The sequence below is a fragment of the Actinoplanes teichomyceticus ATCC 31121 genome, assembly GCF_003711105.1.
GTDB lineage: Bacteria > Actinomycetota > Actinomycetes > Mycobacteriales > Micromonosporaceae > Actinoplanes > Actinoplanes teichomyceticus.
Genome location: NZ_CP023865.1, coordinates 4,484,955 through 4,500,139, shown reverse-complemented (window position 1 = coordinate 4,500,139; position 15,185 = coordinate 4,484,955). Strand labels below are relative to the sequence as shown.

Annotated in this window: 14 protein-coding genes; 5 read left to right on the top strand and 9 right to left on the bottom strand. The window is 73.8% G+C overall.

Going from position 1 to position 15,185, the window contains the following annotated elements; genetic code table 11:
* Nucleotide 1: 1 nt before the first annotated feature.
* Nucleotides 2-412 carry a hypothetical protein gene (locus tag ACTEI_RS19915; RefSeq protein ID WP_122979029.1) on the top strand — a complete coding sequence of 137 codons (411 nt, stop codon included), beginning with the start codon at nucleotides 2-4 and terminating at the stop codon, nucleotides 410-412.
* Nucleotides 413-466: 54 nt separating this feature from the next.
* On the opposite strand, the gene ACTEI_RS19910 is transcribed toward ACTEI_RS19915, so the two are convergent.
* The 3 genes from ACTEI_RS19910 to ACTEI_RS19895 all read right to left on the bottom strand — a co-directional run bounded on the left by ACTEI_RS19910 (nucleotide 467) and on the right by ACTEI_RS19895 (nucleotide 3,623).
* Nucleotides 467-796 carry a phenylacetate--CoA ligase family protein gene (locus ACTEI_RS19910; RefSeq protein WP_239082401.1) on the bottom strand — a complete coding sequence of 110 codons (330 nt, stop codon included), beginning with the start codon at nucleotides 794-796 and terminating at the stop codon, nucleotides 467-469.
* Nucleotides 797-985: 189 nt separating this feature from the next.
* Entirely contained in the window at nucleotides 986-2,251 is a 1,266-nt protein-coding gene (locus tag ACTEI_RS19905; RefSeq protein ID WP_122979027.1) for a PHB depolymerase family esterase, read from the bottom strand.
* A 577-nt stretch (nucleotides 2,252-2,828) separates the two neighbouring features.
* Entirely contained in the window at nucleotides 2,829-3,623 is a 795-nt protein-coding gene (locus ACTEI_RS19895) for an SAM-dependent methyltransferase (RefSeq protein ID WP_122979026.1), read from the bottom strand.
* 150 nt (nucleotides 3,624-3,773) lie between these two features.
* Between ACTEI_RS19895 and ACTEI_RS19890 the strand changes: the two genes are divergently transcribed.
* Both ACTEI_RS19890 and ACTEI_RS19885 read left to right on the top strand, forming a co-directional pair.
* The gene (locus ACTEI_RS19890) at nucleotides 3,774-4,673 is read left to right on the top strand and encodes a serine hydrolase (RefSeq protein WP_122979025.1); all 900 of its coding nucleotides are present in this window, start codon (nucleotides 3,774-3,776) and stop codon (nucleotides 4,671-4,673) included.
* A gap of 70 nt (nucleotides 4,674-4,743) precedes the next feature.
* Complete coding sequence (locus ACTEI_RS19885; protein ID WP_122979024.1) at nucleotides 4,744-6,603, top strand: Hsp70 family protein; 1,860 nt, start codon at nucleotides 4,744-4,746, stop codon at nucleotides 6,601-6,603.
* A 61-nt stretch (nucleotides 6,604-6,664) separates the two neighbouring features.
* Here the strand turns inward: ACTEI_RS19885 and ACTEI_RS19880 are convergent, their stop codons facing one another.
* The 5 genes from ACTEI_RS19880 to ACTEI_RS19860 all read right to left on the bottom strand — a co-directional run bounded on the left by ACTEI_RS19880 (nucleotide 6,665) and on the right by ACTEI_RS19860 (nucleotide 11,275).
* Nucleotides 6,665-8,236, bottom strand: coding sequence for a methyl-accepting chemotaxis protein (locus ACTEI_RS19880; protein ID WP_122979023.1), 1,572 nt, complete (start codon nucleotides 8,234-8,236; stop codon nucleotides 6,665-6,667).
* Nucleotides 8,237-8,241: 5 nt separating this feature from the next.
* Nucleotides 8,242-9,399 carry a multiple monosaccharide ABC transporter substrate-binding protein gene (gene chvE / locus ACTEI_RS19875; RefSeq protein ID WP_122979022.1) on the bottom strand — a complete coding sequence of 386 codons (1,158 nt, stop codon included), beginning with the start codon at nucleotides 9,397-9,399 and terminating at the stop codon, nucleotides 8,242-8,244.
* Complete coding sequence (locus ACTEI_RS19870) at nucleotides 9,389-9,571, bottom strand: hypothetical protein (protein WP_122979021.1); 183 nt, start codon at nucleotides 9,569-9,571, stop codon at nucleotides 9,389-9,391. Before ACTEI_RS19870 ends, chvE begins: the two co-directional genes overlap by 11 nt.
* A 94-nt stretch (nucleotides 9,572-9,665) precedes the next feature.
* Complete coding sequence (locus tag ACTEI_RS19865) at nucleotides 9,666-10,727, bottom strand: hypothetical protein (RefSeq protein ID WP_122979020.1); 1,062 nt, start codon at nucleotides 10,725-10,727, stop codon at nucleotides 9,666-9,668.
* A complete protein-coding gene (locus ACTEI_RS19860) occupies nucleotides 10,724-11,275 on the bottom strand; it encodes an RNA polymerase sigma factor (protein ID WP_239082402.1) in 552 nt (183 codons plus the stop codon). Before ACTEI_RS19860 ends, ACTEI_RS19865 begins: the two co-directional genes overlap by 4 nt.
* 205 nt (nucleotides 11,276-11,480) lie before the next feature.
* On the opposite strand from ACTEI_RS19860, the gene ACTEI_RS19855 reads away from it, so the two are divergent.
* Nucleotides 11,481-13,688, top strand: coding sequence for a bifunctional glycosyltransferase/CDP-glycerol:glycerophosphate glycerophosphotransferase (locus ACTEI_RS19855; RefSeq protein WP_122979018.1), 2,208 nt, complete (start codon nucleotides 11,481-11,483; stop codon nucleotides 13,686-13,688).
* Complete coding sequence (locus tag ACTEI_RS19850) at nucleotides 13,685-14,545, top strand: TylF/MycF/NovP-related O-methyltransferase (RefSeq protein ID WP_122979017.1); 861 nt, start codon at nucleotides 13,685-13,687, stop codon at nucleotides 14,543-14,545. Before ACTEI_RS19855 ends, ACTEI_RS19850 begins: the two co-directional genes overlap by 4 nt.
* Before the next feature lie 42 nt (nucleotides 14,546-14,587).
* Here ACTEI_RS19850 and ACTEI_RS19845 read toward each other — a convergent pair whose 3' ends face one another.
* Nucleotides 14,588-15,157: a GNAT family N-acetyltransferase gene (locus tag ACTEI_RS19845; protein ID WP_122979016.1), complete on the bottom strand. Its 570-nt coding sequence runs from the start codon at nucleotides 15,155-15,157 to the stop codon at nucleotides 14,588-14,590.
* Nucleotides 15,158-15,185: the final 28 nt, after the last annotated feature.

Here is a 15,185-nt window from a genome sequence, read left to right as displayed (position 1 = left end):
AGTGACCGCGGTGGCCGAGAGCGACGACCTGCAGCAGCGACGGACCAGGGTCCGGCGTCGCGAGCTGCTGCTGACCCTGGAGCGGTGGGCGCCGGCCTACCGCGACGTGGCGGGCGACTGCCTGTCCTACGTCTTCGAGATCGCCGGGGCCGGCGAACAGGAGCGCGCCTGGCTGCGGCGGCACGTCGCGGAGCACGGCCTGCCGCAGGCGCCCGGTCGTACCGCCGAGCAGCTGCTGGCCGCGGGCCGGCAGGCCAACGCCGCGGCCGGCGCCGCCTTCCTGGCCGGCGACTACGACCGGGCCCGCGACCTGATCGACGACGCCCGGGCGTACGGCGCGCTCCTCGAGGTGGAATGGGGCAAGCTGCACCGCTTCATCGACGCCCAGGCGTCCTCGGCGGTGGCCTCCTGATCAGCGCCCGGGGCTGCGGCTTCCTGATCAGCGCCCGGGGCGGTGGCCTCCTGATCAGCGCCCGGGCCGGCGGTCGATGACGCGGCGAGCCTTGCCGATCGAGCGCTCCAGGGCGTCCGGCGGCGCCACCTCCACCCGGACCGCCACCCCGACGTTCTGCTTGACCAGCGCCGCCAGGGTGGCCGCCAGCAGCGCCGGGTCCGCGCCGGCGCGGGCCTCGACACGCACGGTCATCTCGTCCAGCCGCCCGGTTCGCTCCAGCACGCACTGGTAGTGCGGGGCGAGCCCGGGCACCCGCAGCACCAGCTCCTCGATCTGGGTGGGGAACACGTTCACGCCGCGCAGGATCATCCTGTCGTCGCTGCGTCCGGTCACCCTCGCCATCCGCCGCATGGTCCGCGCCGTGCCGGGCAGCAGCCGGGACAGCTCCATATTAGGCCGGGGGGTCGGAGCCGGGTGGTCGCTCCGGTGCAGCCGATCGCCGGACACGGCCCGGACCGGGATCCCGGCCGCCTCGGCGGGCGGCGGTTCGGGATGGCTCCGGCCGCCCGGCGCGGGGCGCCCGTCGCCGGGTCAGCGGTGCTGCCGGGCCATCCACTGCCAGAGGTGCGTGCCGTCGATGTTCGGGTCGTTGCGGGCCGCGTAGATCCACGACCAGTGGCCGGGGAACCGGTGGCCGTCCCACACGACGTGGTCGTAGAGGGTCAGCCGGGACCGCGGGATGACGTCGTGCGCGTGGACCGTGTTCGGCCCGGGCGGCACGGTGTCGTCGTCGCGGGAGGCGACCAGCCAGGTGGGAGTGCTGATCCGGGCCAGCTCGGCGTCCGGGATCAGCGGCGGCTCACCCGCCCGGAGTCCGGCGACGACGCCGCAGATCGGCACCGAGGCGGCGAACAGGGCGGGGTAGACCGCCGTCATCTTCAGGCTCAGGTAGCCGCCGTTGCTGCACCCGGCGACGTGAATCCGGGCCGGGTCGACGCGTTCCCGCCGGACCAGGTCACCGACGATCTCGCGGATCAGCGGGGCGAAGCGGTCGCCGTCGGCCATCCAGTACGAGCTGCTCTGCGGCGCGACGACGTACGCCCCGCCGAAGATCCGCTGGGCCCGCGGGGTGGCGAAGCCCAGCGCCCCGCGGTTGGCGCGCAGGGTGGTCTCGTTGTCGTAGTAGCCGTCCGGCAGCGAGGCGCCCTCGCCGCCGCCGTGCAGCCAGACGATCAGTGGGTACCGATGGCGGCCGGTCCGGCGGCCGGGGGAGTACAACCGGTACTTCATGCCGGATCGGGAGACGTGGTGGGTGAAGGCGTCCACCTCGGGATCGACGAGCCGGCCCGGGACGAACCGGGAGATGGTGACCGGGCCGCCGTGGCGCCGCACCAGCGGGTGGCGCTGCGTGACCGTGTAGGCGAGGTCGAGCCGGACGTTGCGCCCGCGGCTGGCGAGATACCCGAGGGTGTTCCCGCCGGTCTGGCCCTCGGCGTGGCTCAGGTCGAGCACGATGTCGCCGTGCCGGTCCAGGCGGGCGGCGGTGACCGGGCGGTCCAGGTCGTACTCGGCGGAGGGCTGGTCGCCCGGAGCGAGCGGGATCGGGCTCGTCGCCCGGGCGTGCACGGTGAACGTGCCGGTGGTGAGGCTTTCCGGCGCGATCGGCCCGAGCCCGGCGGTCCGCAGGGTGATCGAGGTGACCTGCTCGCCGCCGTCGAGCGTCCGCGCGTTCAGCTCGAACCGTACGCCGGCGCCGCCGGATCCGGTGGCCCGCGCGGGCGGACCGGGCAGCGTCAGGCCGGCCACGGCGCCCGCCCCGGCGGCCAGTACGCTGCGGCGATTCAGTGCCGTGGCCATGCCAACCCCCTCGCCGTCGGCCGAGCATATCGTTCCGCATCGATGCGAAGAACGTATCGCGACGAGGGCGGCGGGGCAACGCCGCCACCCTTGCCGGCGCGTGTCCGTGCGCCCCGCCCGCGCGTCGCGCCCCTCTTCCGAAGTGCGACCGTTCCCCGCGATGAAGGCGAGGCACCGATGCCACGACCAGTCCTGAACGACATCGACATGGTCGCCGGCATCAACAGCAACGAAGGCGACACCGCCACCATCACCCGGGTCACCGTCAGCACCAGCTCCGGCGTGGTGGTCTGCGGCAGGTATCAGGGCGTCGCCGAGGGCAGCGAACCGAAGTGCCTCGGCGAGGGCTGGAACCGACAGCAGCGGCAAAGTGACCCGGAGCGACATCGCCTGCAGGTAGCCGCGGCCGCCACCGGCAGGGGCGCTCACCGCGAGGTGGGCGTCCCTGGCCGCGCGGCTCCGGCGGGTTGCCGCCGAGCGCGTTCCACAGTCCGCGGCGGGTACGCCGAAGCGGCGCGGCCGCTCCGCAAGCCGGCCACGCACGAGGCCGTCGACGACCGCCGCGACGCGGCCCGGGTCACGCCTTGCGGGCCACCGCCCCGAACAGCGAGGCCTCCACCGGCGTGGGACGCTCCTCGGCGGCCGGGTCGGGCCGCCACTCGCTGACCGCCACCACGCCCGGGTCGACCAGCTCCAGACCGGCGAAGAACTCGTCGAACTCGGCGCGGGTGCGCGGGTACACGTCGGAGCGCCCGGTCCGCAGCGACTCGTCCCAGTTCGCCGTGAGCTCCGGGGTCAGAAAGTCGGTGGTCGCCATCGACATGGTCAGGTAACTGCCGGACGGCAGCGCGTCGACCAGCGTCCGGACGATCTCCCGGGCGCGCGCCTGCTCGGGCAGGAAGTGCACCACCGCGACCAGGATCAGCGCCACCGGCTGCGACAGGTCGAGGATCTCCAGGGAGCGCAGGATGCTCTCCGGCTCGCGCAGGTCCTCCTCGAGATACCGGGTCCGGCCCTGCGGGGTGCTGGTCAGCAGCGCGCGGGCGTGCGCCATCACCATCGGGTCGTTGTCGACGTAGACGATCCGGCTCTCCGGCGCGATCCGCTGCGCCACCTCGTGGGTGTTGTCCGCGGTGGGCAGGCCGGTGCCGATGTCCAGGAACTGCCGGATGCCCGCCTCGCCGGCCAGGAAACCCACCGCACGCCGCAGGAAGGCGCGGTTGGCCCGGGCCGCGATCCGCGCCGCGGGGTACGACCGGGCGAGCAGGTCACCCGACTCCCGGTCGGCCGCGAAGTTGTCCTTGCCGCCCAGCCAGTAGTTGTACCGCCGGGCCGGGTGCGGCACCCCGGTGTCGAGCCTGTCGATGGTCACGCCGGGATCCTAATCGGAGCCGAACCCCGCCGGTAGCGCCCCGCACGGCAATCACTGCAGGTGGCGGGGCAGGTGCCCACGGTAGGGCGAGTTGTGAACGTGCCGGTGGCACGGCAGTATGCACGGGTGCGGCGTTACCGGGTGGCGATTATGGCTGTGGCGGCGGCCGTGGTTCTCGGCGGTGGTGGCCTGATCTACCTGGGCCTCGACGGGAACGGCGGCGCCGGTGGCGGGAGTGTGCTTCCGGGCTCCCTGAGCATCGGCGGGCCGGCCGCGTCGCCGTCGCCGACCGGCCCCAGCCCCGAGGAACTGGCCGAGGCCCAGCGCGCCAAGCGGGCGAAGCAGCTCGACGCCGCGCTGAAGCGGCTCGCGGCGACCTCGCCGGAATTCTCGGTCGCGGTGCGCGACGCCAGGACCGGTCAGACGTACGCCTTCCGCGGCGACGAGCACTACGACACCGCCAGCATCGTCAAGACCCAGATCCTGGCCTGCATGCTGCTCAAGGACCAGGACGCCGGCCGCGAGCCGAGCTCCGCCGAGATGGCGCTGGCCAAGCCGATGATCCGGCTCAGCGACAACAACGCCACCACGGCGCTATTCCAGCGGCTCGGCGGGCGCACCGCGGTCGGCAGGTGCAACAAGCGGCTCGGACTCACCGACACCGTGGTGAACAGCTCCTGGGGCCTGACCCGGACCACGGCCGCCGACCAGATCACGCTGCTGTCCGAGCTCGTCGACCCCAAGGGGCCGTTGGACGCCGGCTCCCGCAAGACCGCGTTCACACTGATGAACACCGTCGACGAGACGCAGGACTGGGGCGTGCCGGCGGTCGCCGCGCCCGGCGAGACCTGCACGGTCAAGAACGGCTGGGACACGCGCTCGGCCGACGGCGGGCTCTGGGCGGTCAACACGATCGGCCGGATCACCTCCGACGACGACGAGATCGACGTGTCGGTGGCCGTGCTCTCGCACAACAACGCGTCGATGGAGAGCGGCATCGCCCTGGTCGAGAAGGTCGCCGAACTGACCCGCCGGTACCTCAAGTACTAGACCGCGCACCGCGGCGGCGGTCGCGCGCGGCGGGCTGACGCATCGGTGATCATCTGTTTCACTGGGCGTCATGCAGAACGTCGCGCCGCGTCTCGCGATCGACTACGGGACCGCGTGCGCCCGCGCGGTGCTGGCCTGGCCGGACCGCCGGTGGCACGCGCTCAGCCTCGACGGGACGCCGGAGCCGTCCAGCGCCGTGCATGTCGGCGCCGACGGCGCGATCACCGCCGGCGCCCGGGCGTGGCGGCTGGCCGCCGACGATCCGGCCGGGTTCGTCGCGGCGCCGCTCGGCGCGGGAACCGGCACGATCCGGGTCAACGGCCGTACCGTGGAGGTCGCCGACCTGGTCGCCGCGACCCTGCGCCGCATCGCGGACGAGGCGATCCGGATCGCCGGGATGCTGCCGGCCGACATCCGGATGAGCGTGCCGGCCGGCTGGGATCCGGCCCGGCGCGCCTGGCTGCGCCGGGCCGCGCGGCACGCCGGCCTCGGCCGGCCGCGCCTGGTCGAGGCGCCGGTCGCGGCCCTGCGCGCCACCTCGGCCCCGCTACCGGCCGGATCGCCCTTCTCCGGTACGACCGTTGCCGACCGGCTCGTGCTGGTCTGCGACGTCGGCGCGACCACCGAGGTGAGCGTGCTGCGCTGCGGCCCGGACGGCGCCGAGGTGCTCGCCACGGCGACCGGCGCCGACGCGGGCGGGCACGCCGTCGACGAGCGCCTCGTCGCCATGCTCCTGGACAGCCCGGCCGCCGGCGCGCGGTTCGCGGACCCGCCCACGTCCGGGGCCGGCGAGGTGCTGCGGTCGGCGTCGCCGGAGACGGCGGCGGTACTGCGTACCGGGAAGGAGGCGGTCTCGGTGCAGCCGGCCGTGACCGTGCCGCTGCCCGCGCCGGGCGTCGCCGTGGTGCTCAGCGCCACCCTGGTGGAACGCGCCGCCGAGCCGGTCCTGCGCCGGGTGACCGCGCTGGCCTCGGACGCCCTGCAGGCGGCCGGCCTGGTCGCCGCCGACCTGGACGCGGTCCGGGTGGTCGGCGCCGCGGCCGCGATGCCGGCCGTGCCCCGCGCTCTGGAACGGCACCTGGGCCGGCCCGCGCGGGTCGCGCAGATGCCCGGCGCGGCCGTGGTGCTCGGCGTCGCCGAGGCCGAGGGCCCGGCGGCGCCCGACACCGAACCGGCGCCGGAGGTGCCCCGGCTCACCGCGCTGCGGACGCTGGGGCTGATCGTGCCCGGCCTGGCCTCGATCGTGCTGGCCGGCCACTTCGTCTTCACCACGCGCGGCGCGACCGCTTCCAGCTGGGGCGAACTGGCCATCGCCGGGGTGCTCGCGCTGGTGCTGTGCCTGGCCGCCGCGCCGTGGATCGGGGCGGCGCTGGCCCGCGACGCCGGGCAGCGCGGCGGCTGGGACGCCGCCGCGCAGGTGTCGGCGGGGCTGCTGACCGGCGACGCCTTCGGGGTGACCGTGGCCGCGCTGTACGCCGTGGCCGCCGGGTTGTACCTGGTGGTGCCGTTCGGCGAGCCGCTGCAGTGGTCGCTGCTGCCGGTGCTGCCCGCCGCGCTGCTGGCCGCCGCCGTGGCGGTGCTGATCCGCAGGCGGCTGAGCCCCGCGGTGAACCTGGAGTTCCCGCCGGTCGCGACGCTGATCCTGAGCGTGGGCAGCGTGCTGTTCGCGGTCACCGTGCGGGCCGGCTTCCCGGCGGGCACGCAGGCCTGGGGCGAGGCCGCGTGCCGTCTCGGCGGCGCCCTGGTCGGCGCCGGCGTGGCCCTGCTGCTGTTTCGCATCACGGTGCTGCGCGGCATCGCGGCGCTGGTGCTGGGCGTGTTCGGCGGCTTCATCGCCGACCCCCGCACGATCGGCGTCTTCGGCGCGGGCGTGGGCATCGCCGTCGCGGTCTGGTGGGGTCAGCGTCTTCTGGCGCTGGCCCGCTCCTGACCGCGCTCACGAAAGCGGGGACACGAGCGACGAGCGCTCGCGTCCCCCGCCTTTCGGGTGTTCAGTAGCGGAAGTGGCTGACCAGGTTCTGCAGGTTGTGGGCCATCGTGCTGAGCTCGGTGACCGCCTGCTGGGACTGGGCGATGCCCTCCGTGCTGACCTGGGTCGCGGTGGCCAGCCCGGTGATGTTGGCGGCGATGTCCCCGGCCCCGGAGGCCGCCATGGCGACGTTGCGGCTCATCCGCTCGGTCGTGGCGGTCTGCTCGGCGACCGCGGCGGCGATCGTGGCCTGGTAGTCGTTGATGTGCGCGATCACCGTGGTGATCTCGCCGATCGCGGTGACGGCGCCCGCGGTGTCGGCCTGGATGGCCTGCACGCGGCGGGAGATGTCCTCGGTGGCCCGGGCGGTCTCCTGGGCCAGCTCCTTGACCTCGCCGGCGACCACCGCGAAGCCCTTGCCGGACTCGCCGGCCCGGGCCGCCTCGATGGTGGCGTTCAGGGCCAGCAGGTTGGTCTGCTCGGCGATGCTGGTGATCACCTTGATCACGTCAGCGATCTCCTTGGACGACTCGCCGAGCTTGCCGACCTGGGCGGTGGTCGCGTCGGCGACCGCCACCGCCTGCTCGGCCACCCGGGCCGCCTCGGTGGCGTTGTGCGCGATGTCGCGGATCGAGTCACCCATCTGGTCGGTGCCCTGCGCGACGCTGGACACGTTGTCGTTGACACCGGCAGCCGCCTGGGACACGGTCTGCGCCTGGGTGGCGGCCTGCACGGCGGACTGCGACATGGTGCCGGCGGTGGCCGCCAGCTCCTCGGCCGCCGCGGCGACCGCCTGCGCCGAGCCGGCCACCGAGGACACCACCCGGCGGGTGTTGGCCTGCGCCTCGTCGAGGGCGCGGGCCATCTGGCCGACCTCGTCGTGGCCGCGCACGTCGGCCGCGACGGTCAGGTCGCCGGCGGCCATCGCCTGCAGCGCCCCGCGGACCCGCTGCAGCGGCCGGGTGATCGACTGGACGATCATGCGGGCGAGCACGATCACCGCGATGGACGCGATGGCCGCGGCCAGCCACAGGATGCGCTCGGCGGAGGCCTGACGGTCCGCGGACGCCTTGTTGGCCTGGGCGACGGTGTCCAGGAACAGCGCCCGCTCGTTCGCCAGCACCGCGCTGATCAGGTAGTTGTCGACGCCGACCTGCTCCCAGGCCAGCCGGGCGCCGGCCTGGTCGGCGGCCGCCGAGTCGACGAAGCGCTGAAGCGTGACGGTGTAGTCGGCGGTGACGTCCTTGATCCGGTTGACCGCGGCGTCCAGCCCGCTGGGCAGCGCGATCGCGTCCAGGCGGGTGAGCAGGTCCTCGGTCGTGTCGATCCGCTCCCGCAGCAGGTCGGCCTGCTTCGCCGGGTCGGTGCGCACGACCGACTGGATGCCGTTGGCGCGCAGCTCGCTGGCCTCCCGGTCCAGCTGCAGCACCAGGGAGCTGGCGGAGTTCAGGTTCGCCAGGTCCCGGGCGGTGTTCTCAGCGGTACGGTCGTTGACCACGGTCACCCCGAGGCAGACCGCCAGGGCCACGAGGCTCGCGGCGACCAGCACGGTCAGCTTGATACGGACCGACAGGTCGAGAAAGCGCTGGATCATGGTCCTCACCCCGCCAGCTGGCCGGCGGTGTAGTACCCGCCCTGGACCAGCACTCGCTGATAGTTGGAGCGGTCCACGTTCACCGGCTGCAGCAGGAACGTCGGCACCACCTTGACGCCGTTGTCGTACTGTTTCTCGTCGTTGACCTCGGGCACGCCGCCGAGCAGCAGCGAGTTGGTCATCTGGACCGCCACCTTCGCGAGCTCCCGGGTGTCCTTGTAGACGGTCTGGGTCTGCTTGCCGGCGGCGATCAGCTTGGCCGACTCCAGTTCCGCGTCCTGGCCGGTGATCACCGGCAGTTTCCGGCCGGCCCGGCCGTACCCGTCCTCCTCGAACGCTTCGAGGATGCTGCGGCTGAGCCCGTCGTTCGGGGCGAGCACCGCGTCCACCCGCTCACCCTGCAGCGGGCCGGCGAGCAGGCGCTGCATCCGCTTCTTCGCCACCGCGCCGTCCCAGCGCTGGGTGGCGACCTTCGCGAACGCGGTCTCGCCGCTGGCCACCCGCAACCGGCCCGAGCGCAGGTACGGCTGCAGCACGCTCATCGCGCCGTTGAAGAAGAACGTGGCGTTGTTGTCGTCGGCCGACCCGGCGAACAGCTCGATGTTGTACGAGTCCTTGGTGCCGGTCAGCTTGAGCGCCTTGACGATCGCGCCGGCCTGCAGCACGCCGACCTTGAAGTTGTCGAAGGTGGCGTAGTACGTGATGTTCGGGGTGTCCCGGATCAGCCGGTCGTAGGAGATCACCGGGATCTCCGCGTCCGCCGCCCTGGCCAGCACGCTCTTGAGCGCGGTGCCGTCGATCGCGCCGATGACCAGGGCCTTGTCACCGTTCTCGATCATGTCGCTGATCTGGTCGACCTGCTTGTCGATGTCGTCCTCGGCGTACCGCAGGTCGGTCTTGTAACCGAGCAGCTGGAACTGGCGGACGATGCTCTCGCCGTCGCCGACCCAGCGGACCGACTCGGTGGTCGGCATCGCGATCCCGATCGTGCCGCGGTCCGGCTGGCTGACCGCGGTCTCATCGGTGGCGCCGCACCCGGTGGCCGTGGCCAGCACCAGCGCCGTGACGGCGAAGTACCGCGTCCGCTTTCCCCGGATCTCCGTTCGGTGGCCGGCGGGCGAAGACGAGCCGTCGCGTACGGCTTTCGTCAGGTCAGGACGCATCGGTGCCCCCGTACACGAGTTCCCGGACGGCGGCCCGCTCGCGCGCGCCGGTCGGTTGGCGCACGTCGGGGGCCGGCCGCGCGCCCGGCGCGCGGCCGGGACCGGCCTCGGCGCTCAGCGCGCCGTTCGGGTGGCGGACGAAACAGGCGGAGAGGTACCCGGTGATTTCCACACCCGCACGGTCGGCGGCGCGACCGGTTCCCGCAGGGTGTTTCCGGAGCGGTTCGGTTTCCGATCGGTGCGGGCCGGCGCCGTGCCGCCCGGGATCAGTCGCAGCCGAGCGCCTCGCGGTAGCCGGGGACGCGGCGGCCGGCGGCGACGTCGTCGGCGATCTGCCAGAAACCCTCGGCCCAGTCGCCCTCGCCGGTCATCCACCGCAGGATCTGCCACTGCCGGCTGCCGCGCATGGCGTCCGCGGCGCGGTCGCGCGCGGCGGCGTCCCCGGCGCGGTCCGCGCGCTCCCACTCGGCGATCCAGCCGCAGCCGACCCGGGCGATCACCTGGGCGCCGAACTGGTACCGGTCGTTGGCGCCGAGGCCGGTCAGCGAGCCACTGTCGAAGCCGGGTGGCAGCGGCACGTCGGCCAGGATCTCGGTGGCCGCCCCGGCGGCCCGCTCCGGCGTGACGACCTCGGGGGGCAGGGCGGCCAGCCAGGTGCGGGCGTCGACCCGCTTGATCTTCTTCAGGAGCGCGTCGAACTGCTCGCGGGTCCACGGGCCGCTGGTGCGCAGCTCGGCGAAGACGCCGTCGCGGGGACGCAGCAGCATCGCGAAGTCGTCGGCGCGGTAGGTGAAGACGGTGCCCGGCCAGTCCCCGGCCCGGGCCAGCTCCGGTCTGCTGACGTGCAGGCGGTCGGCGTAGTACTCGCCGTAGTACCGCTCCGGGTACCACGTCATGTTCAGGGTGCGCTCGCCCTTGGCGAAGAAGATGTCACCGCTCTCGGTGGCGAAACCGGACACGCTGACCGCCGTCCAGCCCGGCTCGCCGATCAGCAGCCGCGGGTTCTCCTCGGCCGCCTTGAGCGACATCGCCGCGTCGCCGGCCGACGGCGCGCCGGCGGGCACGGACGCCGGGACCGGCGCCGCCGGGGCAGCGGCGTCGCGGCGTGGCGAGCGGTCGGCGAGCGCGATCGACACGGCGAGCACGCCGGTGACCGTCGCGGCGGCGGTCAGCGGCGCCACCAGACGGCGCGTGCGGCGCGCGGGGGCGGGGGTCGGGGTGGACATGATCTCCTCCAGGAGCTCGTGCTCGGCCCCGCGCAGGTGCTCGGACAGGCCGGCCCGGTACGGATCGGCGTCGCGGATCATCCGCTCCAGGTCGTCGGTCATCGGCCCTCCTCCGGGGTCGGTGCGATCAGGACATCCCACACATGTCCGGGTGGTCGCGGATCGTCACCGACGAGCTCGCGCAGCCGGGCACGGGCCCGGGCCAGCCGGGCCCGCACGGTGGCCGGCCGCACCCCGAGCACCTGGGCGATCTCGCCCGGGCGCAGCCCCTCCCACACGGTCAGGGTGAGCACCTCCCGGTCGAGGTCGCCGAGCCGGGCGAGGGCGTCGCGGACGGCGAGGCGTTCCGGGACCTCGACGGCCGGGTCGGGTGACCACGAGGTCAGCCTCCGGCGCAGCTTCTCGCCGAGGCGCCGGCGCCGGTCCCCGCCGCGGTGGTGGTTGGCCAGGACGCGGCGGGCCACGCCGTACAGCCAGAGCCGGATCTGCTCCGGCGGGGGCATCTCGGCCCGGCGCCGCCAGGCGATCAGGAACGTCTCGGCCACCACGTCGGCCGCGTCGGCGGGCTGTTCGACCCGGCGCAGGGCGTAGCCCAGCAGCGGCTCGAAGGTGGCGGCGTACACCTGCCGGAACTGATCGTCGGAGCTCACGGTCACCTCATGTCCGGGTGCGCCCCCATCGTGACAGGCGACCGGTTCGACGCGGCCGGCGCCCGCCGAGACGGTGGAACCGCCGCGCCGGACCGATCCGCCGGATAAAGTGGGAATACCTTCGCTTTCGGGGAGTTCCCGCACGTTTGTCGTGGCGGCGTCGATCGGCCGGCCCTGTCCGGTCCCTCCAGCCGGAGATGATGTGATGGCCTTGATCAGCGTCGTGATCCCGGTTCACGACGTACAGGGATATCTGCGTCAATGTCTCGACTCGATCCTCGACCAGCCGTTCGCCGACGTGCAGGTGATCGTGGTCGACGACGCGTCCACCGACGGCAGCTCGAGGATCCTCGCCGAGTACGCCGCCCGCGACGCACGCGTGCGCACGGTCACCCTGGACACCAACATCGGCCCCGGCCCGGCCCGCAACGCCGGGCTCGACCGGGCCACCGGCGAATACGTCTGGTTCGTCGACGGCGACGACTGGCTGGCGCCCGGCGCGCTCGCCGCGGTCGCCGACCGGCTCCGCGAGACCGGCCCCGACGTGCTCGTGGTCGACTGGGTCCGGGTGTCCTGGACGGGCCAGGTCCGAAGGAGCGCGACGCGCCGGGTCTTCCGCGACGCCCCGGACGTCTTCGCCCTGCACGACTGGCCACCGCTGATCGGGATGCTGCACGTGGGCTGGAACAAGGTGGTCCGGCGGCGGCTGCTGCACCGCCTGGGCTTCCGTTTCGAGGCCGGCTGGTACGAGGACCTGCCGTACACGTATTCGGTGCTCTCCGCCGCCGAGCGGATCAGCCTGCTGGACCGCCCGTGCGTGCACTACCGGCAGCGCCGGCTGGGCGCCGCCACCCGGACCGCCGGCCACGGGCACTTCGCGATCTTCGCGGCCTGGGCCCGTACGCATGAGCTGGTCGAGCGCTGCGGCCGCGACCCGGCGGCGGTGCGGCCCGTGCTCTTCCGGCAGATGATCTGGCACTTCCTGCGGGTGCTGGCCAACAACCAGCGGATCGAGGGCCGCTCGCGGCGGGAGTTCTTCAGCCGCGCGCACGAGCACTACGCGGCGCTGCTGCCGCCGGGCGGCTACCCGGTCCCGCCCGGCGTCGAGGGCGTCAAACACCGGTGCGTGGCCCGCGGCTGTTACCGCACCTTCGAACTGTTGCGGGTGGCCAACCGCTGCCGGATGTGGACCAAGCGTACGGCTCGGCGCACCGGCCGCCGGACCCGCCGGGCCGCCGGAGCCGTCGGCGCGTTCGCGTTGCGGCTGTACTACCGGCTGCAGCTGCGCCTGCCGGCCGACGAGACCCTGGTCCTCTACTCCGCCTACTGGCACCGCGGCTACGCCTGCAATCCCGCCGCCATCTACGAGAAGGCCCGCGAGCTGGTGCCCGGACTGCGCGGGGTCTGGGCGGTGCACCGCGACCGGGTGCCGGACCTGCCGCCCGGCGTCGACTTCGTGATCAGCGGGACCCGTGCCTACCACCGGGCGCTGGCCCGGGCCAAGTACCTGGTCAACAACGTCAACTGGCCGGACTGGGCGACCAAGCGCCGCGACGCCGTGCACGTGATGACCCACCACGGCACCCCGCTCAAGACGATGGGCCTGGACCAGGCGCAGTATCCGGCCGGGGTGAAGGACCCGGACTTCGTGGCGCAGATGCGCCGGGCGGACCGCTGGGACTTCAGCGTCAGCGCCAACGCCTTCACCAGCGAGCACTGGGACAGCGCCTACCCCTGCCGGCACGAGACCCTGGAGGTGGGCTATCCGCGCAACGACCGGCTGGCCCGGGCCACCGCGCGGGAGGTCGCCGCGGTGCGCGACCGGCTCGGCATCCCGGCGGGCACCACGGTGGTGCTCTACGCCCCCACACACCGGGAATGGCAGCCGACCCACCGGATGCTGCTCGACGTCGAGGACCTGGCCCGCCGGCTCGGGCCCGGACACCTGATCCTGGTGCGCGCGCACTACTTCTACGTCAAGGCGGGACGCGGTCGCGCGGCCGGCCCGGGCCCGGTGCGCGACGTGTCCGGTTACCCGGTGGTGGAGGACCTCTACCTGGCCTCCGACGTGCTGATCACCGACTACTCGTCGTTGATGTTCGACTACGCGGTCCTGGACCGGCCGATCGTCGTCTTCGCCCCGGACTGGCCGGCCTACCGGGTGGTCCGCGGCGTCTACTTCGACCTGTTCGAGGAGCCGCCCGGGGTGGTCACGACCACCTATCCCGACCTGCTGGAGGTGTTCCGCACCGGGGCGTACGCGGACGACCGGGCGGCCAAGACCCGGCTGCGATTCCGGCAGCGATTCTGCTACCTGGACGACGGTGGCGCCGCCGAGCGGGTGGTCCGGCGGGTGTTCCCGGCGCCGGCCGGCGCCGGGGCACGACCGGGGAGGGCGGTGACGACGTCATGACCGGGACCGGGAAACGCTGGCGCCGGTCGCTGAAGTCCGGCATCAACCACGTGCTCACCTCGACCACCGGCTACCGGATCGCCCGGGCCGTGCCGCGCCGGCCGAACGGCGGGCGGCAACCGGCGAAGAGCGCCCCGCCCCCGGTGGCCGAGCGTCCCGGCAGACCGCCGGCGGAGGAGACCTACCCCGCCGACTGGGACGAGCTGGCCGTGCCGATCCTGCGCGCCGCCCTGCCGTACACGATGACCCGCAAGGAGAAGCGCTACGCGCTGTACCTGGCCACCCGGTACGTGGTGGAGCACGACATCCCCGGGGCGATCGTGGAGTGCGGGGTGTGGCGGGGCGGCAGCATGCACGTGGTGGCGCGCACCCTGCTCGCGATCGGGGAGACCACCCGGGACCTCTACCTCTTCGACACCTTCGACGGCATGACGCCGCCCACCGACAAGGACCTGACCTACGGCGGGCGGCCGGTCGCGGACCTGCTGAGCACGCAGCCCCGGACGGCGCGGATCTGGGCGGTGGCCAGCCTGGCCGACGTCCGTCAGGGGCTGGCGGCGATCCCGTACCCGCCGGAGCGGATCCACTACGTCCAGGGGCCGGTCGAGACGACCCTGCCGGCCCGGGCGCCGGAGCGGATCGCGATCCTGCGCCTGGACACCGACTGGTACGAGTCCACCCGGCACGAGCTGGTGTCGCTGTACGAGCGCCTGGCCCCCGGCGGTGTGCTGATCATCGACGACTACGGGACCTTCCAGGGGGCGCGGGACGCCGTCGACGAGTTCGTCGCGCAGACCGGCGCGCGGCTGCTGCTGCTGCCGGTCGGTCCCGGGCGCATCGCGGTCAAGCCCGGCTGAGCCGTACCGGGCGGCCGGGAGCCCGCCGCCGGGACGGATCGGTCAGCGTGGCCGGGCAGCGCCCGGCCACGGGCCCGGCGCCTCGGCCGGGGCCTCGGCGATGGTCGTCTCGGTGCGCTGGACCCGCAGGCCGCGGGCCTGGTAGTTGGCGAGCGCGGCCGGTCCGTCCAGGCTGCAGGTGTGCAGCCAGACCCGGGTGACCGGCGGCAGAGCGGGCCACCGGCCGGCCAGCGACCACGCCTTCTCCAGCGCCACGCCGAGCAGGAAGCCACCGATGCGCCGGCCGATGAACGGCGACAGCACCCCGAAGTAGACGATCTCCACCTCGCCGGGGCGGGTGCCGTCCAGCTCGACGTAGCCGGCCGGGGTGCCCCGCACGTACGCCACCCAGGTCTCCACGCCCGGCCGGTCGAGATGGTCCAGCCACTGCTGCCAGGTCCAGGGCAGGCGGTCGGTCCAGGACCAGTCGCCGCCGACGGCGGTGTAGAGGAAGCGGCTCAGCTCCGGCGAGGGCAGCTCGGCCCGGACGACCTGCACCGGCACGGCCGGAGCGCCGCCGGGGACCAGCTGGGCGGGATCGGTCTGCTCCAGGTACCAGGTGGTGATCTCCATCCGGCCATGATCGCGTGCCGGACCGGCG